The 26642-nt window shown below is 71.6% G+C and carries 23 protein-coding genes; 18 read left to right on the forward strand and 5 right to left on the reverse strand.

What is annotated here, in order from left to right; genetic code table 11:
• Positions 1-149: 149 nt before the first annotated feature.
• On the forward strand, positions 150-2708 hold the full coding sequence (locus BLW14_RS26710) for a RelA/SpoT family protein (RefSeq protein ID WP_093709701.1): 2559 nt from the start codon (positions 150-152) through the stop codon (positions 2706-2708).
• Between the two features lie 222 nt (positions 2709-2930).
• Here BLW14_RS26710 and BLW14_RS26720 read toward each other — a convergent pair whose 3' ends face one another.
• The 3 genes from BLW14_RS26720 to BLW14_RS26730 form a co-directional block, all read right to left on the reverse strand.
• Positions 2931-3536 carry an ALF repeat-containing protein gene (locus tag BLW14_RS26720; RefSeq protein WP_093709702.1) on the reverse strand — a complete coding sequence of 202 codons (606 nt, stop codon included), beginning with the start codon at positions 3534-3536 and terminating at the stop codon, positions 2931-2933.
• Positions 3537-3736: 200 nt separating this feature from the next.
• Positions 3737-4966: a DUF349 domain-containing protein gene (locus tag BLW14_RS26725; protein WP_093709703.1), complete on the reverse strand. Its 1230-nt coding sequence runs from the start codon at positions 4964-4966 to the stop codon at positions 3737-3739.
• Between the two features lie 173 nt (positions 4967-5139).
• Positions 5140-5940 (reverse strand): peptidylprolyl isomerase, encoded by an 801-nt coding sequence (locus BLW14_RS26730; protein ID WP_093709704.1) that lies wholly within the window; start codon positions 5938-5940, stop codon positions 5140-5142.
• A gap of 149 nt (positions 5941-6089) precedes the next feature.
• On the opposite strand from BLW14_RS26730, the gene BLW14_RS26735 reads away from it, so the two are divergent.
• The 4 genes from BLW14_RS26735 to BLW14_RS26750 all read left to right on the forward strand — a co-directional run bounded on the left by BLW14_RS26735 (position 6090) and on the right by BLW14_RS26750 (position 10434).
• Positions 6090-6785 (forward strand): MBL fold metallo-hydrolase, encoded by a 696-nt coding sequence (locus tag BLW14_RS26735; protein ID WP_093709705.1) that lies wholly within the window; start codon positions 6090-6092, stop codon positions 6783-6785.
• A 13-nt stretch (positions 6786-6798) separates the two neighbouring features.
• Entirely contained in the window at positions 6799-8061 is a 1263-nt protein-coding gene (gene hisS / locus BLW14_RS26740) for a histidine--tRNA ligase (protein WP_093710855.1), read from the forward strand.
• A gap of 277 nt (positions 8062-8338) precedes the next feature.
• On the forward strand, positions 8339-8974 hold the full coding sequence (locus BLW14_RS26745) for a vitamin K epoxide reductase family protein (protein ID WP_018524222.1): 636 nt from the start codon (positions 8339-8341) through the stop codon (positions 8972-8974).
• 83 nt (positions 8975-9057) lie between these two features.
• The gene (locus BLW14_RS26750) at positions 9058-10434 is read left to right on the forward strand and encodes a replication-associated recombination protein A (RefSeq protein ID WP_093709706.1); all 1377 of its coding nucleotides are present in this window, start codon (positions 9058-9060) and stop codon (positions 10432-10434) included.
• Positions 10435-10458: 24 nt separating this feature from the next.
• Here BLW14_RS26750 and BLW14_RS26755 read toward each other — a convergent pair whose 3' ends face one another.
• On the reverse strand, positions 10459-11160 hold the full coding sequence (locus BLW14_RS26755) for a DUF2470 domain-containing protein (protein ID WP_177154106.1): 702 nt from the start codon (positions 11158-11160) through the stop codon (positions 10459-10461).
• A 188-nt stretch (positions 11161-11348) separates the two neighbouring features.
• Here BLW14_RS26755 and rpsD point away from each other — a divergent pair, with 188 nt between their 5' ends.
• Positions 11349-11963, forward strand: coding sequence for a 30S ribosomal protein S4 (gene rpsD / locus BLW14_RS26760; protein WP_093709707.1), 615 nt, complete (start codon positions 11349-11351; stop codon positions 11961-11963).
• A 28-nt stretch (positions 11964-11991) separates the two neighbouring features.
• Here rpsD and BLW14_RS26765 read toward each other — a convergent pair whose 3' ends face one another.
• Positions 11992-14223: an ATP-binding protein gene (locus tag BLW14_RS26765; protein ID WP_093709708.1), complete on the reverse strand. Its 2232-nt coding sequence runs from the start codon at positions 14221-14223 to the stop codon at positions 11992-11994.
• Between the two features lie 215 nt (positions 14224-14438).
• Here BLW14_RS26765 and BLW14_RS26770 point away from each other — a divergent pair, with 215 nt between their 5' ends.
• From BLW14_RS26770 to BLW14_RS26825, 12 genes are all read left to right on the forward strand, one after another.
• On the forward strand, positions 14439-14879 hold the full coding sequence (locus tag BLW14_RS26770) for a DUF948 domain-containing protein (RefSeq protein WP_093709709.1): 441 nt from the start codon (positions 14439-14441) through the stop codon (positions 14877-14879).
• 7 nt (positions 14880-14886) lie between these two features.
• Positions 14887-15240: a DUF6167 family protein gene (locus BLW14_RS26775; protein WP_093709710.1), complete on the forward strand. Its 354-nt coding sequence runs from the start codon at positions 14887-14889 to the stop codon at positions 15238-15240.
• Positions 15240-17909 (forward strand): alanine--tRNA ligase, encoded by a 2670-nt coding sequence (gene alaS / locus BLW14_RS26780; RefSeq protein WP_093709711.1) that lies wholly within the window; start codon positions 15240-15242, stop codon positions 17907-17909. Before BLW14_RS26775 ends, alaS begins: the two co-directional genes overlap by 1 nt.
• 8 nt (positions 17910-17917) lie before the next feature.
• Positions 17918-18391, forward strand: coding sequence for a Holliday junction resolvase RuvX (ruvX, locus tag BLW14_RS26785; RefSeq protein ID WP_177154244.1), 474 nt, complete (start codon positions 17918-17920; stop codon positions 18389-18391).
• Positions 18392-18486: 95 nt separating this feature from the next.
• On the forward strand, positions 18487-20247 hold the full coding sequence (gene mltG, locus BLW14_RS26790) for an endolytic transglycosylase MltG (protein ID WP_177154107.1): 1761 nt from the start codon (positions 18487-18489) through the stop codon (positions 20245-20247).
• Positions 20244-21071, forward strand: a complete 828-nt coding sequence (locus BLW14_RS26795) for a shikimate dehydrogenase (protein WP_093709714.1) — start codon at positions 20244-20246, stop codon at positions 21069-21071. The genes mltG and BLW14_RS26795 overlap by 4 nt, the downstream gene beginning before the upstream one ends.
• Before the next feature lie 145 nt (positions 21072-21216).
• Positions 21217-22401, forward strand: coding sequence for a chorismate synthase (gene aroC / locus BLW14_RS26800; protein WP_093709715.1), 1185 nt, complete (start codon positions 21217-21219; stop codon positions 22399-22401).
• On the forward strand, positions 22398-22940 hold the full coding sequence (locus BLW14_RS26805) for a shikimate kinase (protein WP_093709716.1): 543 nt from the start codon (positions 22398-22400) through the stop codon (positions 22938-22940). The genes aroC and BLW14_RS26805 overlap by 4 nt, the downstream gene beginning before the upstream one ends.
• Entirely contained in the window at positions 22937-24031 is a 1095-nt protein-coding gene (gene aroB, locus BLW14_RS26810) for a 3-dehydroquinate synthase (RefSeq protein ID WP_093709717.1), read from the forward strand. The genes BLW14_RS26805 and aroB overlap by 4 nt, the downstream gene beginning before the upstream one ends.
• Positions 24028-24468 (forward strand): type II 3-dehydroquinate dehydratase, encoded by a 441-nt coding sequence (gene aroQ, locus BLW14_RS26815; RefSeq protein ID WP_018524238.1) that lies wholly within the window; start codon positions 24028-24030, stop codon positions 24466-24468. The genes aroB and aroQ overlap by 4 nt, the downstream gene beginning before the upstream one ends.
• Before the next feature lie 125 nt (positions 24469-24593).
• Complete coding sequence (locus BLW14_RS26820) at positions 24594-25448, forward strand: Pro-rich N-terminal domain-containing protein (RefSeq protein WP_093709718.1); 855 nt, start codon at positions 24594-24596, stop codon at positions 25446-25448.
• A gap of 59 nt (positions 25449-25507) precedes the next feature.
• A complete protein-coding gene (locus tag BLW14_RS26825; RefSeq protein ID WP_093709719.1) occupies positions 25508-26614 on the forward strand; it encodes an aminopeptidase P family protein in 1107 nt (368 codons plus the stop codon).
• Positions 26615-26642 lie beyond the last annotated feature (28 nt).

Raw genomic sequence — 26642 nt, forward strand, 5'->3', positions numbered from 1 at the left:
GACCGCCCGCACCACCGTCGAGGGGCACCCGGGAACATCCGGGTGCCCCTCGACGTTGTCAGGGCTCTCACGGTCCCCGGGGGAGGACGAGCCGTCGGGTCGTTACGATGGCCCTTCCGGGTGTGTCCGGATCCGCACGAGGAGCGCTCTTGCCAGACGAGGCCCAGCCAGTCGCCGCCCCGCAGCCCGACAAGCCCGAGGCGGCCCCCGTCACGCCCGCGACGCAGCAGCCCGCGGAGAAGCCGAAGCCCCCGGCGCCCCAGCCCGGCACGGGCGCGGCGTCCGCCGAGGCCGGCGGACCCGTACCCGCTTCGCCCGCCCAGCCGGCCGAGCCCGCCCCGACCGCGCCCAAGCCGCCGGCCAAGCCCGCGGCCGGGTCCCCGGCCCCGACCGGCCCGGCGTCCCGCTCGGGCGGCTCCTCCAACCGCGTCCGGGCCCGGCTCGCCCGCCTCGGCGTCCAGCGCTCCAGCCCGTACAACCCGGTCCTCGAACCGCTGCTGCGCATCGTCCGCGGCAACGACGCCAAGACCGAGACGTCCACGCTGCGCCAGATCGAACGGGCGTACCAGGTCGCGGAGCGCTGGCACCGCGGCCAGAAGCGCAAGAGTGGCGACCCGTACATCACGCACCCGCTCGCCGTGACCACGATCCTCGCCGAGCTGGGCATGGATCCGGCCACCCTGATGGCGGGGCTGCTGCACGACACGGTGGAGGACACCGAGTACGGCCTGGACACCCTGCGCCGCGACTTCGGCGACCAGGTCGCCCTGCTCGTCGACGGCGTCACCAAGCTCGACAAGGTCAAGTTCGGCGAGGCCGCGCAGGCCGAGACCGTGCGCAAGATGGTCGTCGCCATGGCCAAGGACCCGCGCGTCCTGGTCATCAAGCTCGCCGACCGGCTGCACAACATGCGCACCATGCGGTATCTCAAGCGGGAGAAGCAGGAGAAGAAGGCCCGCGAGACGCTGGAGATCTACGCCCCGCTCGCCCACCGCCTGGGCATGAACACCATCAAGTGGGAGCTGGAGGACCTCGCCTTCGCGATCCTCTACCCCAAGATGTACGACGAGATCGTGCGGCTCGTGGCCGAGCGCGCCCCCAAGCGCGACGAGTACCTCGCCATCGTCACCGACGAGGTCCAGGCCGACCTGCGCGCCGCCCGTATCAAGGCCACCGTCACCGGACGCCCGAAGCACTACTACAGCGTCTACCAGAAGATGATCGTGCGGGGCCGCGACTTCGCCGAGATCTACGACCTTGTGGGCATCCGGGTCCTCGTCGACACCGTCCGCGACTGCTACGCGGCGCTCGGCACCGTCCACGCGCGATGGAACCCGGTCCCCGGCCGGTTCAAGGACTACATCGCGATGCCCAAGTTCAACATGTACCAGTCGCTGCACACCACGGTGATCGGTCCCAGCGGCAAGCCCGTCGAGCTCCAGATCCGTACGTTCGACATGCACCGCCGCGCCGAATACGGCATCGCCGCGCACTGGAAGTACAAGCAGGAGGCCGTCGCCGGCGCCTCCAAGGTCCGTACCGACGTCCCCAAGAACACCGGCCGGGGCCAGGACACGGTCAACGACATGGCGTGGCTGCGCCAGCTCCTGGACTGGCAGAAGGAGACCGAGGACCCCAGCGAGTTCCTGGAGTCGCTCCGCTTCGACCTCTCGCGCAACGAGGTCTTCGTCTTCACGCCGAAGGGCGACGTCATAGCGCTGCCGGCCGGGGCGACCCCGGTGGACTTCGCGTACGCCGTCCACACGGAGGTCGGCCACCGCACGATAGGCGCACGGGTCAACGGACGGCTCGTGCCGCTGGAGTCGACGCTCGACAACGGCGACCTGGTGGAGGTCTTCACCTCCAAGGCGGCCGGTGCCGGGCCCTCCCGCGACTGGCTGGGCTTCGTCAAGTCGCCCCGGGCCCGCAACAAGATCCGAGCCTGGTTCTCCAAGGAGCGGCGCGACGAGGCGATCGAGCAGGGCAAGGACGCCATCGCGCGGGCCATGCGCAAGCAGAACCTGCCGATCCAGCGCATCCTGACCGGCGACTCGCTGGTCACCCTGGCGCACGAGATGCGCTACCCCGACATCTCCTCGCTGTACGCCGCGATCGGCGAGGGCCACGTCGCCGCCGCGGGTGTCGTGCAGAAGCTGGTCCAGGCCCTCGGCGGCGAGGACGCGGCCAACGAGGACCTGGAGGAGAGCACCCCGCCCTCCCGCAGCCGCAACAAGCGCCGCTCCAACGCCGACCCCGGCGTCGTCGTCAAGGGTGTCGACGACGTGTGGGTCAAGCTCGCCCGCTGTTGTACGCCCGTGCCCGGCGACCCCATCATCGGCTTCGTCACCCGGGGCAGCGGCGTCTCCGTGCACCGCGCCGACTGCGTGAACGTCGACTCGCTCTCGCAGCAGCCGGAACGGATCCTGGAGGTCGAGTGGGCGCCCACGCAGTCCTCGGTCTTCCTCGTCGCCATCCAGGTCGAGGCCCTGGACCGGTCCCGGCTGCTGTCGGACGTCACCCGGGTGCTGTCCGACCAGCACGTCAACATCCTGTCCGCCGCCGTGCAGACCTCACGCGACCGGGTCGCCACCTCGCGCTTCACGTTCGAGATGGGCGACCCCAAGCACCTGGGCCACGTCCTGAAGGCGGTACGGGGTGTGGAGGGCGTGTACGACGTCTACCGGGTCACCTCCGCCCGCAGGCCGTAGGGCGTGTCCGCGAAGTCCCGTCTGGCCCGCGACGCCCGGAACGCTCTCTCGCCGCACCGGCCGAGATCCCGAGTACGTCCTGTACGAGGGATCGCGGCCGGCACGCCGAGAAATGGGGTCTCCCCTGTTCGAGCGAAGCCGAGAACTCGGGGATGCACCAGACGCCGCGGGCCACGCCCTTCGGGCGTACGACGGGTTTTTGCGGACACGCCCCAGGGGGCCCTACGCGTCGACCTCGTACTGGCCGTACTCCAGGAAGTAGCGCATCTCCTCGGGCGTGCCCTGGATGGCCTCGATGACGGCGGCACGCATCGCGTCGCTGATGCCGGGCCGGGCGAGGATGGTGAAGAGGGCGACCTGGTCGTCCTCGGCCTGGGCGAGGCGGTAGCCGGTCTCCAGCCACTGGCGGGTCTTGACCGGGTCGTCGCTGTCGAGGAGCGCGTTGATCTCCTTGGTGACGCGCTTGCCGGAGTCCGGGTCGGCGAGGATGCGGAACAGCGCGACGCGGTCGTCCATCGCCTGCGCCGCCGCGTAGCCGGTCTTCAGCCACTCGCGCATCCGCGCCACGTCATGGCTGTCGAGGAGCGCGTTGACCTCCTTGATGACGCCCTTGCCGGAGTCCGGGTCGGCGAGGATGCGGAACAGGGCGACGCGGACGTCGTCGTCGGACATCTCGTCCACCGGGACGTCGGGGCTCCAGACGGCCGGCGCGACGGCGGTGGCGGTGGCCGGGGACGCGGTCCCGGCGGCGAAGGCCGGGCCGGACAGCAGGAGGACGGGGGCCAGGGCGGCGGCCGCGGCGGTCAGCGCCACGCGGGACGATCTCATCGAAAACCTGCCTCAACTAAGGGAACGTACAAGGGAATCCGGCTGGCCTCGCGGCCTGCCGGCGGGAAGAGCATCACCCCTGGGAGCGTCCCGATTCATTGCCTGATCCCGGCAGTCGTCGCCCCCTCGTCGCTGCCCTGCGCATGACGAAAGGGCCCTCCCGCGTGTATGCGGAAAGGCCCCTTCGACGGTGCGGGCTGTCAGCCGCCGAACTCCTCCAGGCCCTTGAGCGCCTGGTCGAGCAGGGCCTGCCGGCCCTCCAGCTCACGGGCCAGCTTGTCCGCCCGGGCGTTGTTGCCCGAGGCACGGGCCGTGTCGATCTGTCCGCGCAGCTTGTCCACGGCAGCCTGGAGCTGACCGGTCAGACCCGCGGCGCGGGCCCGCGCCTCCGGGTTCGTCCGGCGCCACTCGGACTCCTCGGCCTCCTGGAGCGCGCGCTCCACCGCCTGCATCCGCCCCTCGACCTTCGGACGGGCGTCACGCGGCACGTGACCGATGGCCTCCCAGCGCTCGTTGAGGGCCCGGAACGCGGACCTGGCCGCCTTCAGGTCCGTCACCGGCACCAGCTTCTCGGCCTCGTCGGCGAGCTCCTCCTTGAGCTTGAGGTTCTCGCCCTGCTCCGCGTCCCGCTCCGCGAAGACCTCGCCGCGGGCGGCGAAGAAGACGTCCTGGGCACCGCGGAAACGGTTCCACAGGTCGTCCTCGGCCTCGCGCTGGGCGCGGCCCGCCGCCTTCCACTGGGTCATCAGGTCGCGGTAGCGGGCGGCCGTCGTCCCCCAGTCCGTCGACCCGGAGAGCGCCTCGGCCTCGACGACCAGCCGCTCCTTGACCTTGCGGGCATCCTCGCGCTGGGCGTCCAGCGAGGCGAAGTGGGCCTTGCGGCGCTTGGAGAACGCCGAGCGGGCGTGCGAGAAACGGTGCCACAGCTCGTCGTCGGACTTGCGGTCGAGCCGGGGCAGGCCCTTCCACGTGTCCACGAGGGCGCGCAGCCGCTCGCCCGCGGAACGCCACTGCTCGCTCTGCGCCAGCTCCTCGGCCTCGGCGACCAGGGCCTCCTTGGCGTGCTTCGCCTCGTCGGCCTGCTTCGCCTTCTGTGCCTTGCGCTCCTCGCGCCGCGAGTCGACCGTCGCGACGAGCGCGTCCAGCCGCTTGCGCAGCGCGTCCAGGTCGCCGACGGCGTGGTGCTCGTCGACCTGGCCGCGCAGGTGCTCGATGGCGGTCGTCGCGTCCTTCGCGGACAGATCGGTGGTCTTCACCCGCCGTTCGAGGAGGCCGATCTCGACCACAATGCCCTCGTACTTGCGCTCGAAGTAGGCCAGGGCCTCCTCCGGTGAACCGGCCTGCCACGATCCGACGACCTGCTCGCCGTCGGCTGTACGCACGTACACGGTGCCCGTCTCATCGACACGGCCCCACGGGTCGCTGCTCACAGCGCCTCCTCCACCTGATGCCCGCGAGGGGATCACCCCCCTGGCATCGTCCACAGTTTCCTGGGGCGGGCAGCGCCCGCCCTGCACGACGCCAATCTAGGCGACGGGCCGCCCGGCTGTCCGCACTCGGCGAGGCCGGATTTATTCGGCCCCACCGCGCGTACGCACCGGGATCACACCTTGTCGACGGTGAGCTTCGAGATGTCCACGGCCTTCTTCGGCGCACCGTCGGCGCCGCCGCCCTCCACACCGGCCTTGCCGATGGCCTCGACGGCCTTGAGGGACTTCGCGTCCATCGTGCCGAACGGCGTGTAGCTGGGCGGCAGTTTGCTGTCCTTGTAGACGAGGAAGAACTGGCTGCCGCCGGTGTGCGCCTGGCCGGTGTTGGCCATCGCCACCGTGCCCGCCGGGTACGTCACCGAGCCGTCCGCGCCCGCCTTGCCCAGCGCGGTCAGGTTCTCGTCGGGGATCGTGTATCCGGGGCCGCCCGTACCGTCGCCCTTGGGGTCGCCGCACTGAAGGACGAAGATGCCGTCCGTCGTCAGCCGGTGGCACTTCGTCCCGTCGAAGAACTTCTTGTCGGCCAGCGACTTGAACGAGTTCGTGGTGTGCGGGGTCTTCGACGCGTCCATGGTGAACGCGATGTCGCCCTGGCTCGTCTTGAGCGACATCGTGTACCGGGCCTTCTTGTCGATCTTCATCGCCGGCTCCGGCTTCGCCTCCTCCGTGGGCGAGGCGGAGGGCGAGGCCTCGGCGGACGGGCTCTGACTCGCCGCGGCGTCCGTCTTGTCCTTGTCGTCGTCCCCGCCGGCGGCGAGGTACGTGGCACCGCCGATGACCGCCACCACGGCGACCGCCGAGGTGATGACGAGCGTCAGCCGCCTCGTCCGGCGGCGCGCCTCCTCCCGGCGCTGCTGCTGCCGCTCGTACTTCTCCCTGGCGAGCTGCCGCCGCCGCTGATCGCTGGTGACCACCGGGTGTTCTCCCTTGTACGTCGTGTGTTCGAGCCTGGGTTGCCCCGTACCGTATATGGGTTAGCTGTGGAATGAGGAGCGCCGGTAGGCTCTGAACTGCTGCGACCTCGCAGCCGCCCCTTTCTGTAGGACGACCATTAAGGACGATCGTGCTGATTGCCGGGTTCCCCGCCGGGGCCTGGGGGACCAACTGTTATCTGGTCGCCCCCGCCGCGGGTGAGGAGTGCGTGATCATCGACCCGGGCCACCAGGCCGCCTCCGGAGTCGAGGAGACGCTGAAGAAGCATCGGCTGAAGCCCGTCGCCGTCGTCCTCACCCACGGACACATCGACCACGTCGCCTCGGTCGTCCCGGTGTGCGGCGCGCACGACGTCCCCGCCTGGATCCACCCCGAGGACCGCTACATGATGAGCGACCCGGAGAAGGCCCTCGGCCGCTCCATCGGGATGCCGCTCATGGGCGAGCTGACGGTGGGGGAGCCGGACGACGTCCAGGAGCTGACCGACGGCGCGCGGCTGCGGCTCGCGGGCATGGAGTTCGGCGTCTCGCACGCGCCCGGCCATACCAAGGGGTCGGTGACGTTCAGGATGCCCGAGACCCCCGAGGTACCCCAGGTCCTCTTCTCGGGCGACCTGCTCTTCGCCGGCTCCGTCGGACGCACCGACCTGCCCGGCGGCGACCACGCCGAGCTCCTCGAGTCGCTGGCCCGTGTGTGCCTGCCGCTCGACGACTCGACCGTGGTGCTGTCCGGCCACGGCCCCCAGACGACCATCGGCCGCGAGCGTGCCACCAATCCGTTCCTGACCGGAATGAACGGTGTGGACGCGCCCCGGCGAGGAATGTGACGAGAGCGGAATCGTGAGCACCTTCAAGGCCCCCAAGGGCACGTACGACCTGACCCCGCCGGACTCCGCGAAGTACCTCGCGGTGCGTGAGGCCATCGCCGCGCCGCTGAAGAACTCCGGCTACGGCTACATCGAGACCCCGGGTTTCGAGGACGTGGCCCTGTTCTCCCGCGGCGTCGGCGAGTCCACCGACATCGTGACCAAGGAGATGTACACCCTCACCACCAAGGGCGGCTCCCAGCTCGCCCTGCGTCCCGAGGGCACCGCGTCCGTGCTGCGCGCCGCCCTGGAGGCCAACCTCCACAAGCTCGGCAACCTGCCGGTCAAGCTCTGGTACTCCGGCTCGTACTACCGCTACGAGCGCCCGCAGAAGGGCCGCTACCGCCACTTCTCGCAGGTCGGGGCCGAGGCCATCGGCGCCGAGGACCCGGCGCTGGACGCCGAGCTGATCATCCTGGCCGACCAGGCGTACCGTGCGCTGGGCCTGCGCGAGTTCCGCATCCTGCTGAACTCGCTGGGCGACAAGGAGTGCCGTCCCGTCTACCGCGACGCGCTCCAGGGCTTCCTGCGCGAGCTGGACCTGGACGAGGAGACCCGTCGGCGCATCGAGATCAACCCGCTGCGGGTCCTCGACGACAAGCGCCCCGAGGTCCAGAAGCAGCTGACCGGCGCCCCCGTGCTGCGCGACTTCCTGTGCGACGCCTGCAAGGCGTACCACGAGGAGGTGCGCGACCTGCTCAACGAGGCGGGCGTGATCTACGAGGACGACGAGAAGCTCGTCCGCGGCCTCGACTACTACACGCGCACCACCTTCGAGTTCGTCCACGACGGCCTCGGCTCGCAGTCGGCGGTGGGCGGCGGCGGCCGCTACGACGGCCTCTCCGAGATGATCGGCGGCCCGGCACTCCCGTCGGTCGGCTGGGCGCTCGGCGTGGACCGCACGGTCCTCGCGCTGGAGGCCGAGGGCATCGAGCTGGAGCTGCCCTCCACCACCAGCGTCTTCGCCGTCCCGCTGGGCGAGGAGGCCCGCCGGGTCCTGTTCGGCGTGGTCACGCGGCTGCGCCGGGAGGGCGTGGCCGCGGACTTCGCGTACGGCGGCCGGGGCCTGAAGGGTGCGATGAAGAGCGCCAACCGCTCGGGCGCCCGGTTCACGATCGTGGCCGGTGAGCGCGACCTGGCCGAGGGCCACGTCCAGCTCAAGGACATGGAGTCCGGCGAGCAGACGCCCGTCCCGGTGTCCGATGTCGTCGAGACGGTGCGCGCGCGCCTGGCGTGAGGCGTTCCCGGGGGCGGCGGGTCCGCCTCCGGGACCACGTCAACGTGATGGGTGCGGATTCATCCCGCACGGTGATTCCGTCCGCGCTCTCGGTGACGCCCGGGTGACGGCCCGGCGGGCGGTGATCGCCCTCGTCGCGGCTGCGGGGCGGGGATTCCGCTCCCGCGCCGCCCCGTATTCACGCGCACGTCTTTATGTGCATCGAACGGAAGAGCGGCCCGGCCGTGCGGCACAATGACCCTGCCCCAGCAGGCCACCCAGTGACGGAAACGGCGATATGACGACTGCAGCGGTTGACCATCCCTCCTCCGACCAGGACGAGCGCGGCGGGAAGCGGACCATCGGCGGCAGTCGCGCGCTGGCCATCCTGCTGATGATCACGGGTGCCGCCGGTACGCTCGCCGCATGGGTCATCACGCTGGACAAGCTCAAGATGATGGAGGACCCGTCCTTCGTCCCGGGCTGCAGCCTCAACCCCGTGGTGGCCTGCGGCAACATCATGAAGAGCGAGCAGGCGTCCGCCTTCGGCTTCCCCAACCCCTGGCTCGGCATGGTCACCTACCCGGTGATCATCGGCATCGGCCTGGCCCTGCTCGCCGGGGCGCGCTTCCGCCCCTGGTACTGGCTCGGCATGAACGCGGGCACGCTGTTCGGCGTCGGCTTCTGCACCTGGCTCCAGTACCAGTCGCTGTACAACATCAACTCGCTGTGCCTGTGGTGCTGCCTGGCCTGGGTCGCCACCATCCTCATGTTCTGCTACGTCACCACGCACAACATCCGGCACGGGATCATCCCCGCGCCCTCCTGGCTGCGCAACGGACTCACCGAGTTCCACTGGGTGCCCCCGGTGCTGTGGATCGGCATCATCGGCATGCTCATCCTCACCCGCTGGTGGGACTTCTGGACCAGCTGACCCGCTGACCTGAGCCTTCCACGGCTCCGGGCCGGACGACCGGCCCGGAGGCGTTGTCAGTGGGGTGGCATAGGCTTCGAGACGTGGAGCCCGACCTCTTTACCGCAGCTGCCGAAGACCGCCAGGAGAAGGATCCGTCCAGCAGCCCTCTCGCTGTCCGGATGCGTCCGCGTACGCTCGACGAGGTCGTGGGCCAGCAGCACCTGCTGAAGCCGGGCTCGCCGCTGCGCCGCCTGGTCGGCGAGGGCAGCGGGGGACCGGCCGGACCCTCGTCGGTGATCCTCTGGGGCCCGCCCGGCATCGGCAAGACCACCCTCGCGTACGTGGTCAGCAAGGCGACGAACAAGCGGTTCGTCGAGCTCTCCGCCATCACCGCGGGCGTCAAGGAAGTGCGCGCCGTGATCGACGGCGCCCGCCGCGCCACCGGTGGCTACGGCAAGGAGACCGTCCTCTTCCTCGACGAGATCCACCGCTTCTCCAAGGCCCAGCAGGACTCCCTGCTCCCCGCCGTGGAGAACCGCTGGGTCACCCTGATCGCCGCGACCACCGAGAACCCGTACTTCTCGATCATCTCCCCGCTCCTCTCGCGCTCGCTGCTGCTGACGCTGGAGCCCCTGACCGACGACGACCTGCGCGGTCTGCTGCGCCGCGCCCTCACCGACGAGCGCGGGCTCGGGGGCGCGGTGACGCTGCCGGAGGACGCGGAGGAGCATCTGCTGCGCATCGCGGGGGGCGACGCGCGCCGGGCGCTGACCGCCCTGGAGGCGGCTGCCGGGGCCGCGCTGTCCAAGCAGGAGCCGGAGATCACGCTCCTCACGCTGGAGGAGACGGTCGACCGGGCCGCCGTGAAGTACGACCGGGACGGCGACCAGCACTACGACGTGGCGTCCGCGCTGATCAAGTCGATCCGGGGCTCCGACGTCGACGCGGCCCTCCACTACCTGGCCCGCATGATCGAGGCGGGGGAGGACCCCCGGTTCATCGCCCGCCGGCTGATGATCTCGGCAAGCGAGGACATCGGCCTCGCCGACCCCACCGCCCTGCCCACCGCGGTCGCCGCGGCCCAGGCGGTGGCCCTGATCGGCTTCCCGGAGGCGGCGCTCACCCTCAGCCACGCCACCATCGCCCTTGCGCTGGCCCCCAAGTCCAACGCGGCCACGCTGGCGATCTCCGCCGCCCGTGAGGACGTCCGCAAGGGGCTGGCCGGCCCGGTCCCGGCGCATCTGCGCGACGGCCACTACAAGGGCGCGGCCAAGCTCGGCCACGCCCAGGGCTACGTCTACCCGCACGACGTCCCCGGCGGCATCGCCGCCCAGCAGTACGCGCCGGACGCCGTGAGCGACAAGCGCTACTACCTCCCCACCCGCTACGGCGCCGAGGCACGGTACGCGGATGTGGTGGACCGGGTCAGGGAGCGGCTCGGCCGGACGGACACCGAGGACGGGGCGGGACCGGCCTGACCCGGACCGGTCAGGGGACGCCCCTCAGTGCGCCGCCGCCGCGAAGAGGGTGTGCATGGCCTGGCTGAGTTCCACCACGTCCCGCACCGGCTCGGGGAACTCGAAGCGGGCGTCGAAGCAGCCCCCCTCCTGCTCGCAGAAGCGCACCCGCAGCCCGAACCGGTCAAGGACCAGCGGCACCACGGCCGGCCGGTGCTCGGGGCAGGAGCACACGGCCCGCTGCCCGAGCAGTTCGCACAGCGACGCCAGCTCCTCCGTGTGGGACGAGTAGAGGTGCTGGAGCAGGTCGGCCTCGTGGAGGGCGAGCGGGTCGGGGGCCGCGTCGCGGAAGCCGTCCGCGTCGACGCACTCCACCCCCCACAGGTCGTCGATGTGGGCCTCGCCCGTCTCCAGGCGCAGCATCATCCGCCCGGGGCCCGCCATGCCGGGCACGGAGGTCAGCCGGCCGCTGACCCGGGCACGGCCGCGGATACGGTGGGGGACGGAGACCGGGGCGACATCCGTGATCTCCAGCACGGCCGGCAGCTCGTCGTCCTGGGCGTGCGCGGAGGCCCGTACGGCCGGGGAGTCCGCGGGGAACTCCAGGAACAGGTCTCCGTCGGGCCCCACGCCCCGGGACAGCGGCATGAGCTGGTCCGAGCCGGCGGATTCGAGCCCGGGCACGAGCAGTACGGCGGAGCAGGTACTCTGTACGAGAGTTCGTGTGCGCTCGGCTGCTGACGGCATCCGTGTGATTTCAAGCCCGCTGGGACGCGGCTGACCACGATCTGATCGGTCCTCCGTCATCTCGACGCCATCAGGCGCGTCGATGCTGTCTGTGCTGTCCGTGACGTGTGTGGTGTTCCCAGGGCGAGACATGCGATCTCCTTGAGTAAGGTGAGCCTAACCTAACCTACAACGGAGGTCTGGAGAACGTGCCTAATCAGTCGCGTCCCAAGGTCAAGAAGAGCCGTGCGCTCGGCATCGCGCTGACGCCGAAGGCGGTCAAGTACTTCGAGGCCCGCCCCTACCCGCCGGGCGAGCACGGCCGCGGCCGCAAGCAGAACTCGGACTACAAGGTCCGTCTGCTCGAGAAGCAGCGTCTGCGTGCGCAGTACGACATCAGCGAGCGCCAGATGGCGCGTGCCTACGACCGCGCCAAGAAGGCCGAGGGCAAGACGGGCGAGGCGCTGGTCGTCGAGCTCGAGCGCCGCCTCGACGCGCTGGTCCTGCGCTCCGGTATCGCGAAGACGATCTACCAGGCCCGCCAGATGGTCGTCCACGGCCACATCGAGGTCAACGGTGGCAAGGTCGACAAGCCGTCGTTCCGCGTCCGCCCGGACGACGTCGTCCAGGTCCGCGAGCGCAGCCGCTCCAAGGTCCCCTTCCAGGTGGCCCGCGAGGGTGGTTACGACACCGACGGCGAGACCCCGCGCTACCTGCAGGTGAACCTGAAGGCCCTGGCCTTCCGCCTTGACCGGGACCCGAACCGCAAGGAAATCCCCGTGATCTGCGACGAGCAGCTCGTCGTCGAGTACTACGCCCGCTGATCCAGGCGTAGCCGCTCTTCACAGGAGCTCAGGCCCGCCCCTTCCCGGTCCCCGGGGAGGCGGCGGGCTTTCGCGTTCTGCCGGGCGGGGGCACCGCGGCCCCGGCCGGCTCCCCGCCCCCGCCCTCCTCCGGCTCGCGCCCGCCGGGCCGCGCCAGGAGCGCCCGGGCGACCGCCGCGTCGGGCCCCAGCTCCCCGCCCGCGCCCAGGGCCGCCGCGTACCGCGTCCCGCCCAGCTCGCGCCGGGCCAGCTCCTCGCAGCGGGCCCTCGGAGCCCCGTAGTGCGCCGAGCCGAACAGTGGCAGCCCCACCGATGGCCAGATCCGGTCGGCAGCCCCCTGGAGCAGCGCCGCCTCGGCCGCGTCGCCCTCGGTCACCGTGACGAGGGCCAGCAGTTCCAGGGCGAGGACGGTGCCGAGCAGGTCGTGGAACGCGTGGCTGATGGACAGCGACTCCTCCAGCAGCTCCCGGGCCCGCTCCGGGCGCCCGCGGTGGAGGGCCGCGTAGGCCAGGACGTACAGCGCGTAGCTCAGGGCCCACCGCTCGCCGTGGTCCTCGCAGATGTCCCGGACCTCCTCGCAGATCGCGGCGGCCTGCTCCGGGTCGCCCAGGAAGCCGGTGGACATGGCCAGCTCGACCTGGGCCATCAGCACGTTGCTGTTCAGCTCGCCCAGCTCACGGTAGCGGCCGAGCGCGTCGTCCAGCAGGTCCCGGGCGCGTTCCATGTCGTCGGTGACCAGAGCCAGGCAGCCGGTGCGGTGCACGGCGTACGCGGCCGCGGTGGCGTCGCCCGCGGCCTCCGCCTCCTCCCGGCACTCCGTCAGGGCGGAGATCGCGCCCACCGGGTCGCCCTGGAGGACCGCGACGTAGCCGAGCACCCAGAGGGCCTTGAGCCGCGAGGCGTCGTACGGGGTCTCCTCCTCCAGGACGTGGTCCAGCCAGTGCCGGCCCTCGGACAGCCGCCCGCAGCCGACCCACAGGAACCAGAGCGTGGCCGCCAGGTACTGGGCGAGGTGCGCCTCCTGCGGGGTCTCCAGCGAACACTCCATGGCCCGGCGCAGGTTCGGCAGCTCGCTCTCCACCCGGGCCGCGACCTCCGCCTGCCGGGGGCTGAACCAGTCCAGCTCGCACCAGGTCGCGAGCCCCAGGAACCAGTCCCGGTGCCGGCGGCGCAGCCGGTCGGTGTCCCCGGTGGCGGCCAGCCACTCGGCGCCGTACTCGCGGACCGTGTCCAGCATCCGGTAGCGGGTGCCCACGGGGGAGTCCTCGCGCAGCACCACGGACTGCGCCAGCAGCCCGGAGAGCACGTCGAGCACCGAGTCGGCGGGCAGGTCGGGGCCGCTGCAGATGTACTCGACGGCCTCCAGGTCGAACTGCCCGGCGAAGACCGAGAGCCGGGCCCACAACAGCCGCTGCGGCGGGGCGCACAGCTCATGGCTCCAGCCGATGGCCGTGCGCAGCGTCTGGTGCCGGTCCAGGGCGCCCCGGGCACCGCCGGTCAGCAGCCGGAAGCGGTCGTCGAGGCGTTGCAGCACCTGCTCGGTGGACAGGGCCCGGAGCCGTCCGGCCGCCAGTTCCAGGGCCAGCGGGATGCCGTCCAGCCGGCGGCACAGCTCCTGGGCCGGGCCGCGGCTGCGGTCGGTCAGCCGGAAGTCCGGGCGCACCCCGGCGGCCCGTTCGGCGAACAGCCGGAGGGCGTCCTCGTCCGTCATGGTGGCGAGCGGGTGGACGGCCTCGCCGTCCAGTTCCAGCGGCAGCCGGCCTGCCGCGAGCACCCGCAGCCGCGGGGCGCGCCGCAGCAGCTCCCGTACCAGGGCGGCGCAGTCGTCCACCAGGTGTTCGAAGCCGTCGAGGACCAGCAGGAGGTCGCGGTCGGCGCAGTGCTCGACGAGGGCGGCGCGGGGCGGCCTGGCGGTGTGGTCGTTGAGGCCCAGGGCGTCGGCCACGGCGTGCTCCAGCAGCCCGGCGTCGTGGACGGTGGACAGCTCCACCAGCCACACCCCGTCGCAGTACCGTTTCTCCAGCAGCGCCGCGGCCCTGGTGACCAGCCGGGTCTTGCCGACGCCGCCCACCCCGGTGACCGTGACGAGCCTGGAGTCCTCCAGCGACCGCGCCAGGGCGGCCAGTTCGTTCTCGCGGCCCACGAAGTCGTTCAGCTCGGCGGGCAGATTGCCCGGGTGCGGGAGCGGGCCGGTGTCGCGGGCGGCGTCCGGGGTACCGGGGTCGTCGTCGGGCGAGTAGGGGCGCTGAGGGCGTCGCATGAAACACGCAGAGTACTGGCTTGAAAGCACTCCGTACAATCTCGTCTCCCGGAGCCCGTCGCCCGGCCGGTCGGGCGGTGCGGGGTGTGAGCCCCGGCGCGATAGGCTCGGGGGAAGGTGACCGGCCACCACGCGGGCCCTCGCCGCAGAGCAAGCGAACAAGACAGAGACAGACGACAAGCCAGAGAGCGCGGTGCACTGTGTCCGGTGGTGAGGTGGCCGGGATCCTGGTGGCGGTCTTCTGGGCGATCCTGGTTTCGTTCCTCGCCGTCGTGCTGGTGAGGCTCGCCCAGACGCTCAGGGCGACCACCAGACTCGTGGCGGACGTGACCGAACAGGCCGTCCCCCTGCTCGCGGACGCCTCCGCGACCGTACGCTCCGCGCAGACCCAGCTCGACAAGGTCGACGCCATCGCGACGGACGTACAGGAAGTCACCTCCAACGCCTCGGCGCTCTCCACCACCGTCGCCTCCACCTTCGGCGGCCCCCTGGTCAAGGTCGCGGCGTTCGGCTACGGCGTACGGCAGGCCATCGGCCGCCGCTCCGCCCCCGAACCGGAGACGCGCTCCAGGCGCGCGGTGATCGTCGGCCGGACCGTGCCGTCGGCGCGCGGCAGGAAGCGCAACGGCCGAAATTCCCGCGGATCTAAGGACTGACGCAGCGATGTTCCGCCGTACGTTCTGGTTCACCGCCGGCGCAGCCGCCGGGGTGTGGGCCACCACCAAGGTCAACCGGAAGATCAAGCAACTGACCCCCGAGAGCCTCGCGGCGCAGGCCGCGGACAAGGCGATCGTCGCCGGTCACAAGCTCAAGGACTTCGCGCTGGACGTCCGCGAGGGCATGGTCAGGCGCGAGGCCGAACTCGGCGAGGCGCTGGGCCTGGAGGCCCCGGACGCCCCCGAGCTCCCCGTGCGGCGCCACCTCGCCGTCGAGGCGGCCGAGCCGGAGACGCACCGGCCCCCCGCCACGTACCGCAAGCTCCCCTACCACTCGTACAACCGGAATGAGGACCACTGATGGAGTCGGCAGAAATTCGTCGCCGCTGGCTGAGCTTCTACGAGGAGCGCGGTCACACCGTTGTCCCTTCGGCGTCGCTCATCGCGGACGACCCGACTCTGCTGCTGGTCCCCGCCGGCATGGTGCCCTTCAAGCCCTACTTCCTCGGTGAGGTCAAGCCGCCCGCCCCGCGCGTCACCAGCGTGCAGAAGTGCGTGCGTACGCCGGACATCGAGGAGGTCGGCAAGACCACCCGGCACGGCACGTTCTTCCAGATGTGCGGCAACTTCTCGTTCGGGGACTACTTCAAGGAAGGCGCCATCGAGTACGCCTGGGAGCTGCTGACCAGCTCCGTGGCGGACGGCGGCTTCGGGCTCGACCCCGAGCGCCTGTGGATCACCGTCTACCTGGACGACGACGAGGCCGAGGCCATCTGGCGCGACAGGATCGGCGTCCCGGCCGAGCGCATCCAGCGCCTGGGCAAGAAGGACAACTTCTGGTCCATGGGCGTCCCCGGCCCGTGCGGACCCTGCTCCGAGATCAACTACGACCGCGGCCCCGAGTTCGGCGTCGAGGGCGGCCCGGCCGTCAACGACGAGCGGTACGTGGAGATCTGGAACCTGGTCTTCATGCAGTACGAGCGCGGTGCCGGCGACGGCAAGGACGACTTCCCGATCCTCGGCGACCTGCCCTCCAAGAACATCGACACCGGTCTCGGCCTCGAACGCCTCGCGATGATCCTGCAGGGCGTGCAGAACATGTACGAGACCGACACGCTCCGCGTCGTCATGGACCGCGCCACCGAGCTGACCGGTGTGCGCTACGGCGCGGCCGACGCCACCGACGTCTCGCTGCGCGTGGTCGCCGACCACATCCGCACCTCCGTCATGCTCATCGGTGACGGCGTCACCCCCGGCAACGAGGGTCGCGGCTACGTGCTGCGCCGCATCATGCGCCGCGCCATCCGCAACATGCGCCTGATGGGCGCGACCGGCTCCGTCGTCAACGAGCTGGTCGACGTCGTGATCAACACGATGGGACAGCAGTACCCGGAGCTGATCACCGACCGCAAGCGCATCGAGACCGTCGCGCTCGCCGAGGAAGCCGCGTTCCTGAAGGCCCTCAAGGGCGGCACCAACATCCTGGAGACCGCGGTCACCGAGACCAAGGCCTCCGGCGGCACGGTCATCGCCGGCGACAAGGCGTTCCTGCTCCACGACACCTGGGGCTTCCCGATCGACCTGACCCTGGAGATGGCCGCCGAGCAGGGGCTCTCCGTGGACGAGGCGGGCTTCCGCCGCCTGATGCAGGAGCAGCGGGACAAGGCCAAGGCCGACGCCAAGGCCAAGAAGACCGGCCACGCCGACCTGTCCGCGTACCGCGAGGTCGCCGACAACTCCGGCGTCACCGAGTTCACCGGCTACACCATGACCGAGGGCGAGTCGACGATCGTCGGCCTCCTCGTCGACGGCGTCCCCTCGCCCGCCGCCACCGAGGGCGACGAGGTCGAGGTCGTCCTCGACCGCACCCCGTTCTACGCCGAGGGCGGCGGCCAGCTCGCGGACCAGGGCCGCATCCGGCTCGACAGCGGCGCCGTCATCGTGGTGCGCGACGTCCAGCAGCCGGTTCCGGGCGTCTCCGTGCACAAGGGCTCCGTCCAGGTGGGCGAGGTGACGGTCGGCGCGTCCGCGTACGCGAGCATCGACTCCACCCGCCGCCGCGCCATCGCCCGCGCCCACAGCGCCACGCACCTCACGCACCAGGCGCTGCGCGACGCGCTCGGCCCGACGGCCGCGCAGGCCGGGTCGGAGAACTCCCCGGGCCGCTTCCGCTTCGACTTCGGTTCGCCCGCCGCCGTCCCCGGCACGGTCCTGACCGACGTCGAGCAGAAGATCAACGAGGTCCTGGCCCGCGAGCTCGACGTGCAGGCCGAGGTCATGTCGATCGACGAGGCGAAGAAGCAGGGCGCCATCGCGGAGTTCGGCGAGAAGTACGGCGAGCGGGTCCGCGTCGTCACCATCGGCGACTTCTCCAAGGAGCTGTGCGGCGGTACGCACGTCCACAACACCGCCCAGCTCGGGCTGGTCAAGCTGCTCGGTGAGTCCTCCATCGGTTCCGGCGTGCGCCGCATCGAGGCCCTGGTCGGCGTCGACGCGTACAATTTCCTGGCCAAGGAGCACACGGTCGTCGCCCAGCTCCAGGAGCTGGTCAAGGGCCGCTCCGAGGAGCTCCCGGAGAAGATCGCGGGCATGCTTGGCAAGCTGAAGGACGCCGAGAAGGAGATCGAGAAGTTCCGCGCGGAGAAGGTCCTCGCGGCCGCCGCCGGTCTCGTGGACTCCGCGAAGGACGTCCGTGGCGTCGCCCTGGTCACCGGCCAGGTCCCGGACGGCACGTCGGCCGACGACCTGCGCAAGCTCGTCCTCGACGTGCGCGGCCGCATCCAGGGCGGCCGCCCGGCCGTCGTCGCGCTTTTCACGACGGCCAACGGGCGTCCGCTGACCGTCATCGCGACCAACGAGGCGGCCCGCGAGCGCGGCCTCAAGGCCGGCGACCTCGTCCGTACCGCCGCGAAGACCCTCGGCGGCGGTGGCGGCGGCAAGCCGGACGTCGCCCAGGGCGGCGGCCAGAACCCCGACGCGATCGGTGACGCCGTCGCCGCCGTCGAACGCCTCGTCACCGAGACGGCGTGACCACGGACATGCCGCAGATGCGCCGCGGTCGCCGGCTGGCGATCGACGTCGGTGACGCCCGGATCGGGGTCGCCTCGTGCGACCCCGACGGGATCCTCGCGACGCCGGTGGAGACCGTGCCGGGACGCGATGTCCCGGCCGCCCACCGGCGGCTCGGCCAGATCGTCGCGGAGTACGAGCCGATCGAGGTCGTCGTCGGTCTGCCGCGCTCCCTGGGCGGCGGCGAGGGCCCCGCGGCCGCCAAGGTCCGCGCCTTCGCCGATGTGCTCGCCCGAGCGGTCGCACCCATTCCGGTGCGGTTGGTGGACGAGAGGATGACCACAGTGACGGCCAGTCAGGGGCTGCGCGCCTCGGGCGTGAAGTCCAAAAAGGGCCGTTCCGTCATCGACCAGGCTGCCGCTGTGGTGATCCTGCAGAACGCTCTGGAGTCGGAGCGCTCTTCGGGTCGTCCGCCGGGCGAAGGCGTCGAAGTGGTGGTCTGATCGCAATACGGTAACGTTCCGCGCGATGCGGCGGTGTTCGAACAAACACCGCACAGCAAAGAGGCGGAACAGCGTCTCGCGGCTCAAGGGGATCGATGACTGAGTATGGCCGGGGCCCCGGCTCCGAACCGTGGCATCCCGAGGACCCCTTGTACGGGGACCAGGGATGGGGCGGCCAGCAGGCTGCCCACGGCCAGGCCCAGTACGACAGCCAGAACCAGTACGGCGACGGCACGAACCAGTACGGCGCCCAGCCGCAGTACCCGCAGGGCCAGTACGACCCGTACCAGCAGCAGCCGCACGACCCCTACGCGCAGCAGGACCCGTACTCCCAGCAGCAGGACCCGTATGCCCAGCAGCAGTACCAGCAGCAGGCGTACGGGCAGCAGCAGCCGCAGGACCCGTACGGCGGGCAGCCGCAGCAGCCCCAGCCCGGCTACGACACCGGCTGGGACACGGGCCAGCAGGCGATGCCGCCGTACGAGGGCCAGCCCGTCGCCACGTACGGCTACGGCGAGACGAACGACTACTACGGCACCCCTGAGGCATACCCGCCCCCGCAGCCCCCGGGCCGCCGCGAGGCCGCACCGTCCCAGGCACCGGAGCAGACTCCGGACTGGGAGCCGGAGGAGCCGCCGGAGGAGACCCACCCCTTCTTCACGGGCGTGGACGAGAAGGACGGCCGCAAGGCGCCCCGGGACGACGACTACGACGACGACGAGGACGACCGCGACAGCGGCGGGGGCGGCGAGCGCCGGGGCAAGGGCAAGAAGAAGAAGGGCCGCAGCGGCTGCGCGTGCCTGGGCGTCTCCCTCGTCCTGATCGTCGGCGTCGGCGGAGCGGGCTACTTCGGCTACTCGTTCTACCAGGACAAGTTCGGTCCCGCCCCCGACTACTCGGGCAGCGGCTCGGGCTCGGTCGAGGTGGAGATCCCGAAGGGCGCGTACGGGTACGACATCGGCAACATCCTCAAGAAGGCGGGCGTCGTGAAGAGCGTCGACGCCTTCGTCTCGGCGCAGAGCGAGAACCCGAAGGGCAAGGGCATCCAGGCGGGGGTGTACCTCCTGCATTCGCAGATGTCGGCGTCCGAGGCCGTGAAGATGATGGTCGACCCGAAGAGCCAGAATCTTCTGATCATCCCGGAGGGCACGCCGAACCGGCTGGTGTACGCCTCCATCGACAAGAAACTGGACGTCGCCAAGGGAACGACCGCCAAGGTGGCCAAGAAGGAGTCGGGCAGCCTCGGCCTGCCGGGCTGGGCACAGAACCACAAGGGTGTCCTGGACCCCCTGGAGGGCTTCCTCTACCCGGCCGCGTACCCGGTCACCAAGGGCATGAAGCCGGAGGCCGTCCTCAAGTCGATGGTTTCCCGCGCCGACGAGGAGTACAAGAAGAGCGACGTCGAGGCCAACGCCAAGAAGCTGAAGCTCGACAGCCCCTGGCAGCTGATCACCGTCGCCAGCCTCGTCCAGGCCGAGGGCAAGTACAAGCACGACTTCGACAAGGTCGCGCGGGTCGTCTACAACCGGATGAAGCGCGACAACCCCCAGACCTGGGGGCTCCTGGACTTCGACTCGACTGTCAACTACGCGAAGAAACAGAGCACCCTGGACACCGGAGCCGTCTCGGACCTGCGGGAGTTCAAGCACCCGTACAACACGTACTACATCCACGGCCTGCCCCCCGGACCCATCAACAATCCGGGTGACGCGGCGCTCCAGTCGGCGATCAAGCCCACTCCCGGGCCCTGGAACTACTTCGTCTCGGTGACCGAGGACAAGACGGTCTTCGCCGTGACCAACGAGGAGCACGAGCGGAACCGGGAGAAGTACAAGGAAGAACAGGCGAAGCAGTGAGCGATCAGCACCGCGCCGCCGTCCTCGGCTCGCCCATCGCCCACTCGCTCTCCCCGGTCCTGCACCGGGCCGCGTACGCCGAACTCGGCCTCGGCGACTGGTCGTACGACCGCTTCGAAGTCGATGAGCAGGCGCTGCCCGGGTTCATCGAAGGGCTGGACGGGAGCTGGGCGGGGCTCTCGCTCACCATGCCGCTCAAGCGCGCGGTCATCCCGCTGCTGGACGGCATCAGCGACACCGCCGCCTCCGTCGAGGCCGTGAACACAGTGGTCTTCGGCGAGGACGGCCGCCGCACCGGCGACAACACCGACATCCCCGGCATGGTCGCCGCCCTGCGCGAACGCGGCGTCGAGAAGGTGGAGTCCGCCGCCATCCTCGGGGCCGGGGCGACCGCCTCCTCCGCGCTGGCCGCGCTGTCCGGGATCTGTGCCGGACCCGTCACCGCGTACGTCCGCAGCGCGGCCCGCGCCGACGAGATGCGCGGCTGGGGCGAACGGCTCGGCGTCGACATCCGGATCGCCGACTGGGCCGAGGCCGACCGGGCGCTGACCGCGCCCCTCGTCATCGCGACCACCCCCGCAGGCGCGGCCGACGCGCTGGCCGGGGCCGTACCGGAGCGGCCCGGCACACTCTTCGACGTGCTGTACGAGCCGTGGCCGACCCGGCTCGCGTCCGCCTGGGCCGAACGCGGCGGCGCAGTCGTCGGAGGTCTCGACCTCCTCGTGCACCAGGCCGTCCTCCAGGTCGAGCAGATGACGGGCCGCTCGCCCGCGCCGCTCGCCGCCATGCGCAAGGCCGGGGAAGAGGCGCTGGCCGCCCGCTGATGCCCGCCCGGCCCCGCCGCGTCGTCCGTCTGCTGGACCGGCGGCGGGCCGAGGGGCGCGTCCGTGGGAGGATCGGGGGCGGCGGGCCAGGGCCGCGCACCCGGTCGCGCCGCTGGGTTTTCAGGCGCGAGCATGAGGAGCACCGTTGAGCAGGTTGCGTTGGCTGACCGCGGGGGAGTCGCACGGCCCCGCACTGGTGGCGACGCTGGAGGGCCTTCCCGCCGGCGTCCCGGTCACCACGGAGATGGTGGCGGACGCGCTCGCCCGGCGGCGGCTCGGTTACGGCCGCGGTGCGCGGATGAAGTTCGAGCAGGACGAGGTCACCTTCCTCGGCGGCGTCCGGCACGGCCTCACCATGGGCTCCCCGGTCGCCGTGATGGTGGGCAACACCGAGTGGCCCAAGTGGGAGCAGGTCATGTCGGCCGATCCGGTCGACCCCCAGGTGCTGGCCGAGCAGGCCCGTAACGCCCCGCTGACCCGGCCCCGGCCCGGCCACGCCGACCTCGCCGGCATGCAGAAGTACGGCTTCGACGAGGCCCGGCCGGTCCTGGAGCGCGCGAGTGCCCGGGAGACCGCCGCCCGCGTGGCCCTCGGTGCCGTCGCCCGGTCCTACCTCAAGGAGACCGCGGGCATCGAGATCGTCAGCCACGTCGTGGAGCTGGCCGCCGCCAAGGCGCCGTACGGGGTCTACCCCGTCCCCGCCGACGTGGAGCGGCTCGACGCCGACCCGGTGCGCTGCCTCGACGCCGACGCGAGCAAGGCGATGGTCGCCGAGATCGACCAGGCCCACAAGGACGGCGACACCCTCGGCGGTGTCGTCGAGGTGCTGGCGTACGGCGTGCCCGTCGGGCTCGGCTCGCACGTTCACTGGGACCGCCGGCTCGACGCCCGCCTCGCCGGCGCGCTCATGGGCATCCAGGCCATCAAGGGTGTCGAGGTCGGCGACGGCTTCGACCTCGCCCGGGTGCCCGGCTCCAAGGCGCACGACGAGATCCTGGCCACCGAGGACGGCATCAAGCGCGCTTCCGGCCGGGCCGGCGGCACCGAGGGCGGGCTCACCACCGGCGAGCTGCTGCGCGTCCGCGCCGCCATGAAGCCGATCGCGACCGTGCCGCGCGCCCTGGCCACCGTCGACGTGGTGACCGGCGAGGCCGCCAAGGCCCACCACCAGCGCTCCGATGTCTGCGCCGTGCCGGCCGCCGGCATCGTCGCCGAGGCGATGGTCGCCCTGGTCCTGGCCGACGCCGTCGCTGAGAAGTTCGGCGGCGACAGCGTCACCGAGACCCGCCGCAACGTCCGGTCGTACCTCGACAACCTCCAGATCCGATGAGCGGTCCCCTGGTCGTCCTCGTCGGACCCATGGGTGTCGGCAAGTCCACGGTCGGCGAGCTGCTCGCCGGCCGGCTGGGCACCGGCTACCGGGACACCGACGCGGACGTGGTGGCGACGGCCGGCAAGCCCATCGCGGAGATCTTCTACGACGAGGGCGAGGACCACTTCCGCGCGCTGGAGCGGGACGCCGTCCGCGCCGCCGTCGCCGAGCACACCGGCGTCCTCTCGCTCGGCGGCGGGGCCGTCCTCGACGAGTCGACCCGCGCGCTGCTCGCCGACCGGCCGGTCGTCTACCTCTCGATGGACGTCGACGAGGCGGTCAAGCGGGTCGGGCTCAACACCGCCCGCCCGCTGCTCGCGGTCAACCCACGCCGGCAGTGGCGCGAGCTGATGGAGGCCCGCCGGCACCTCTACACCGAGGTCGCCCGCACGGTCGTCGCCACCGACGAGCGCACACCCGAAGAGGTCGCCCAGGCGGTCCTCGACGCACTGGAGCTGCCGGACGGGGCCCCGTCCGGCCGGGAGAACACACCATGACCCAGCAGGCACCCACCCGCGTCCGCATCGCAGGCAGCGCGGGCACCGACCCGTACGAGGTACTGATCGGCAGGCAGCTCCTCGGCGAGCTGCCCGGGCTCATCGGTGAGCGGGCCAAGCGCGTCGCGGTCCTCCACCCCGAGGCGCTCGCCGAGACCGGCGAGGCGGTCCGCCAGGACCTCGCCGAACACGGCTACGAGGCCATCGCGATCCAGCTGCCCAACGCCGAGGAGGCCAAGACCGTCGAGGTCGCCGCCTACTGCTGGAAGGCGCTCGGCCAGACCGGCTTCACCCGCACCGACGTCATCGTCGGCGTCGGCGGCGGCGCCACCACCGACGTCGCGGGCTTCGTCGCCGCGTCCTGGCTGCGCGGGGTGCGCTGGATCGCCGTACCGACGACCGTGCTCGGCATGGTCGACGCGGCCGTCGGCGGCAAGACCGGCATCAACACGGCCGAGGGCAAGAACCTCGTCGGCGCCTTCCACCCGCCGGCCGGCGTCCTGTGCGACCTGGCCGCCCTGGAATCGCTCCCGGTCCACGACTACGTCTCCGGCATGGCGGAGATCATCAAGGCGGGCTTCATCGCGGACCCGACGATCCTCGACCTGATCGAAGAGGACCCGCAGGCCGCCCGTACGCCCGCCGGACCGCACACCGCCGAACTGATCGAGCGCTCCATCCGGGTCAAGGCCGACGTGGTCTCCAGCGACCTCAAGGAGTCCGGACTCCGCGAGATCCTCAACTACGGCCACACCCTGGGCCACGCGATCGAGAAGAACGAGCGCTACAAGTGGCGCCACGGCGCCGCCGTCTCGGTCGGCATGGTCTTCGCCGCCGAACTCGGCCGCCTGGCCGGCCGCCTGGACGATGCCACCGCCGACCGGCACCGCGCGATCCTGGAGTCCGTCGGGCTGCCGCTCACCTACCGCGGTGACCAGTGGCCCAAGCTGCTGGAGAACATGAAGGTCGACAAGAAGTCCCGCGGCGACCTGCTGCGCTTCATCGTCCTGGACGGCCTCGGCAAGCCCACCGTCCTGGAGGGCCCCGACCCGGCCGTGCTGCTCGCCGCCTACGGGGAGGTCTCCGCGTGACGCGCCGGGTCCTGGTGCTCAACGGCCCCAACCTCGGCCGGCTCGGCTCCCGCGAGCCCGACGTCTACGGCTCCACCTCGTACGCCGGACTGGTCGAGGCCTGCCGCACGCTCGGCAAGGAGCTCGGCTTCGACGCCGACGTGCGCGAGACCAACGACGAGGGCGAGCTGATCCGCTGGCTCCACGAGGCCGCCGACGGCTCGATCCCGGTCGTCATCAACCCGGGTGCCTTCACGCACTACTCGTACGGCATGCGGGACGCGGCCGCCCAGCGCACCGCGCCGCTGATCGAGGTGCACATCTCGAACCCGTACGCGCGGGAGGAATTCCGCCACACCTCGGTGATCGCCCCGGTCGCCACCGGGACCGTGGCCGGATTCGGCATCGGCTCCTACCGGCTCGCGCTGCGCGCCCTGGCGGACGAACTCACCGACTGAACAGGGCTGTCCAGGGGTACCGGGCACCTCAGACCCTCCCCGGCCGTTGTCCGTGTGGCGGCCGGGGAAGGTACGGTTGCCGTTGCACCAGCGCCAGTTGCCTGTACGAGACGGAGTTGCACCGGATGCAGCACGCAGTGGGGGCCCCGCTGCCTCCGCCCCAGGGTCCCGGAAACGGTCCCGTCGGCTGGCCGCACCAGGCCCAGCACCCCGGCCCGCCGCCCCAGCCCCCGGCCGGCCCGCCCGCCGGGCACCCCGTACCGCCGCCCGCGGGCCCGCCCGCGCCGCAGGGCCAGGGGTGGAACGGACCGGCGCCGCAGCAGGCCCCGCCCCCCGTCTCCCGCGAGACCACCGGGCACATCCAGCTCCCGCCGGGCAGGCCCGTACCCCTGCCCGCCCCGCCCGCCGAACCCGGCACGGGCAATGCGACGCTCGCGGTGCTCCTGATCGGCCCGGCGGGCGCCGGCAAGACCACAGTGGCCCGGCTCTGGGCGGCCCGCCGCCGGGTGCCCACCGCCCACGTCAGCCTCGACGACGTCCGCGAATGGGTCTGCTCCGGCTTCGCGGACCCGCAGGCCGGGTGGAACGACCAGTCGGAGGCCCAGTACCGCCTGGCCCGCCGCACCTGCGGATTCGCCGCCCGCAACTTCCTGGCCAACGGGATCTCCTGCATTCTCGACGACGCCGTCTTCCCGGACCGGCCCGTCGTCGGTCTCGGCGGCTGGAAGCGCCACGTCGGCCCCGGGCTGCTGCCGGTCGTGCTGCTGCCCGGCCTGGAGGTCGTCCTGGAGCGGAACGCCGAGCGCAGCGGCAACCGCCGCCTCTCCGACGAGGAGGTGGCCCGCATCCACGGCCGGATGGCCGGCTGGTACGGCTCCGGGCTGCCGATCATCGACAACTCGACGTACGACGTGGAGACCACCGCCCGGGTCCTGGACGACATACTCGCCCGCTCCCTGGCCAGCCCTCCCACCTGGTGAGATCCCCGGTCGGGTGCGCTGACCGGGCGGGCCCGCCGCCCCGCTCGTACGCTCGACGCATGTCAGAGGTGTACGCCGTCCGACGCGGGCTGCTCCGCGACCGGTGCGCCGCAGTCGGATCCGCGGCCGCCCTGGTGTCCCGTCCCGCCAACGTCCGCTACCTGGCCGGGGGAGCGCCCCCGGGTGCCGTGCTGCTGCTCGGCCCCGGCGAGGACGTCCTCCTCTGCCCCCGCCCGCCGACCGGCGACCCGGCCGACGGGCGCACCGACGAACACCTGCGCGTCGACCTGCTGCCGGTGGCCGGCGGGGATCCGGTGGTCGCCGCGGCGGACCTCGCCACCGCGGCCGGCGCGGAGTCGCTGGCCGTCGAGGAGCACGACCTGACGGTCGCCCGGCACCGGGCGATGGCCTCGGTCGCCCCGAAGCTCCGGCTGGCCGATCTCGGCGCCACCGTCGAGCAGTTGCGCATCGTGAAGGACGAGGAGGAGATCGGCTGCCTGCGCATCGCGGCCGAGATCACCGACCAGGCGCTGGGCGAACTCCTCGAATCGATCCTCGTCGGCCGCACCGAACGGCATCTGGCGCTGGAGCTGGAGCGCCGGCTGGTGGACCACGGCGCCGACGGCCCCGCCTTCGCGACCTCCGTGGCGACGGGCCCGAACTCCGGCCGGGGCCGCCACCGGCCCACGGACCGACGGGTCGAGGAGGGAGATTTTCTCTCCGTCTGCCTGGGCGCGAACTACCACGGCTACCGCTGCGAGATCGGCCGGACCTTCGTCATCGGAACGGCGCCCGCCGACTGGCAGATCGAGCTGTACGAGCTGGTTTTCGCCGCTCAGAGGGCCGGCCGCGAGGCTCTGCTGCCCGGCGCCGAGTACCGCGACGTCGACCGCGCCGCCCGCCATCTCCTGGACTCCGCGGGCCACGGCGAGGGCCTCGCGCCCTTCACGGGCCACGGGGTGGGGCTCGAAATCGACGAGGACCCGCAGCTGGCACCCGCCGCCATGGGTAAACTGGACGCTTGTGTGCCGGTCACCGTCGAACCGGGGGTCCACCTCCCGGGCCGGGGCGGGGTCCGGATCGATGACACGCTCGTCGTGCGCCCCGAGGCGGACGGCGGACCCGAGCTACTCACCATTACGACCAAGGAACTGCTCGCGCTCTAGCGCGCGTCCTCGGTCGTTCCACCAGCTT

Source organism: Streptomyces sp. 2131.1 (assembly GCF_900105515.1).
GTDB classification, from domain to species: Bacteria; Actinomycetota; Actinomycetes; order Streptomycetales; family Streptomycetaceae; genus Streptomyces; species Streptomyces drozdowiczii.

Bases quoted from the DNA above. Each gene is read 5' to 3' on its own strand.
- BLW14_RS26755 (WP_177154106.1), bottom strand. From the start codon at position 11,160: ATGCCGTCAGCAGCCGAGCGCACACGAACTCTCGTACAGAGTACCTGC.
- BLW14_RS26775 (WP_093709710.1), top strand. From the start codon at position 14,887: ATGTTCCGCCGTACGTTCTGGTTCACCGCCGGCGCAGCCGCCGGGGTG.
- BLW14_RS26820 (WP_093709718.1), top strand. From the start codon at position 24,594: ATGCAGCACGCAGTGGGGGCCCCGCTGCCTCCGCCCCAGGGTCCCGGA.
- BLW14_RS26805 (WP_093709716.1), top strand. From the start codon at position 22,398: ATGAGCGGTCCCCTGGTCGTCCTCGTCGGACCCATGGGTGTCGGCAAG.
- BLW14_RS26765 (WP_093709708.1), bottom strand. From the start codon at position 14,223: ATGCGACGCCCTCAGCGCCCCTACTCGCCCGACGACGACCCCGGTACC.
- ruvX (WP_177154244.1), top strand. From the start codon at position 17,918: ATGCCGCAGATGCGCCGCGGTCGCCGGCTGGCGATCGACGTCGGTGAC.
- BLW14_RS26720 (WP_093709702.1), bottom strand. From the start codon at position 3,536: ATGAGATCGTCCCGCGTGGCGCTGACCGCCGCGGCCGCCGCCCTGGCC.
- alaS (WP_093709711.1), top strand. From the start codon at position 15,240: ATGGAGTCGGCAGAAATTCGTCGCCGCTGGCTGAGCTTCTACGAGGAG.
- BLW14_RS26745 (WP_018524222.1), top strand. From the start codon at position 8,339: ATGACGACTGCAGCGGTTGACCATCCCTCCTCCGACCAGGACGAGCGC.
- mltG (WP_177154107.1), top strand. From the start codon at position 18,487: ATGACTGAGTATGGCCGGGGCCCCGGCTCCGAACCGTGGCATCCCGAG.
- BLW14_RS26825 (WP_093709719.1), top strand. From the start codon at position 25,508: ATGTCAGAGGTGTACGCCGTCCGACGCGGGCTGCTCCGCGACCGGTGC.
- aroB (WP_093709717.1), top strand. From the start codon at position 22,937: ATGACCCAGCAGGCACCCACCCGCGTCCGCATCGCAGGCAGCGCGGGC.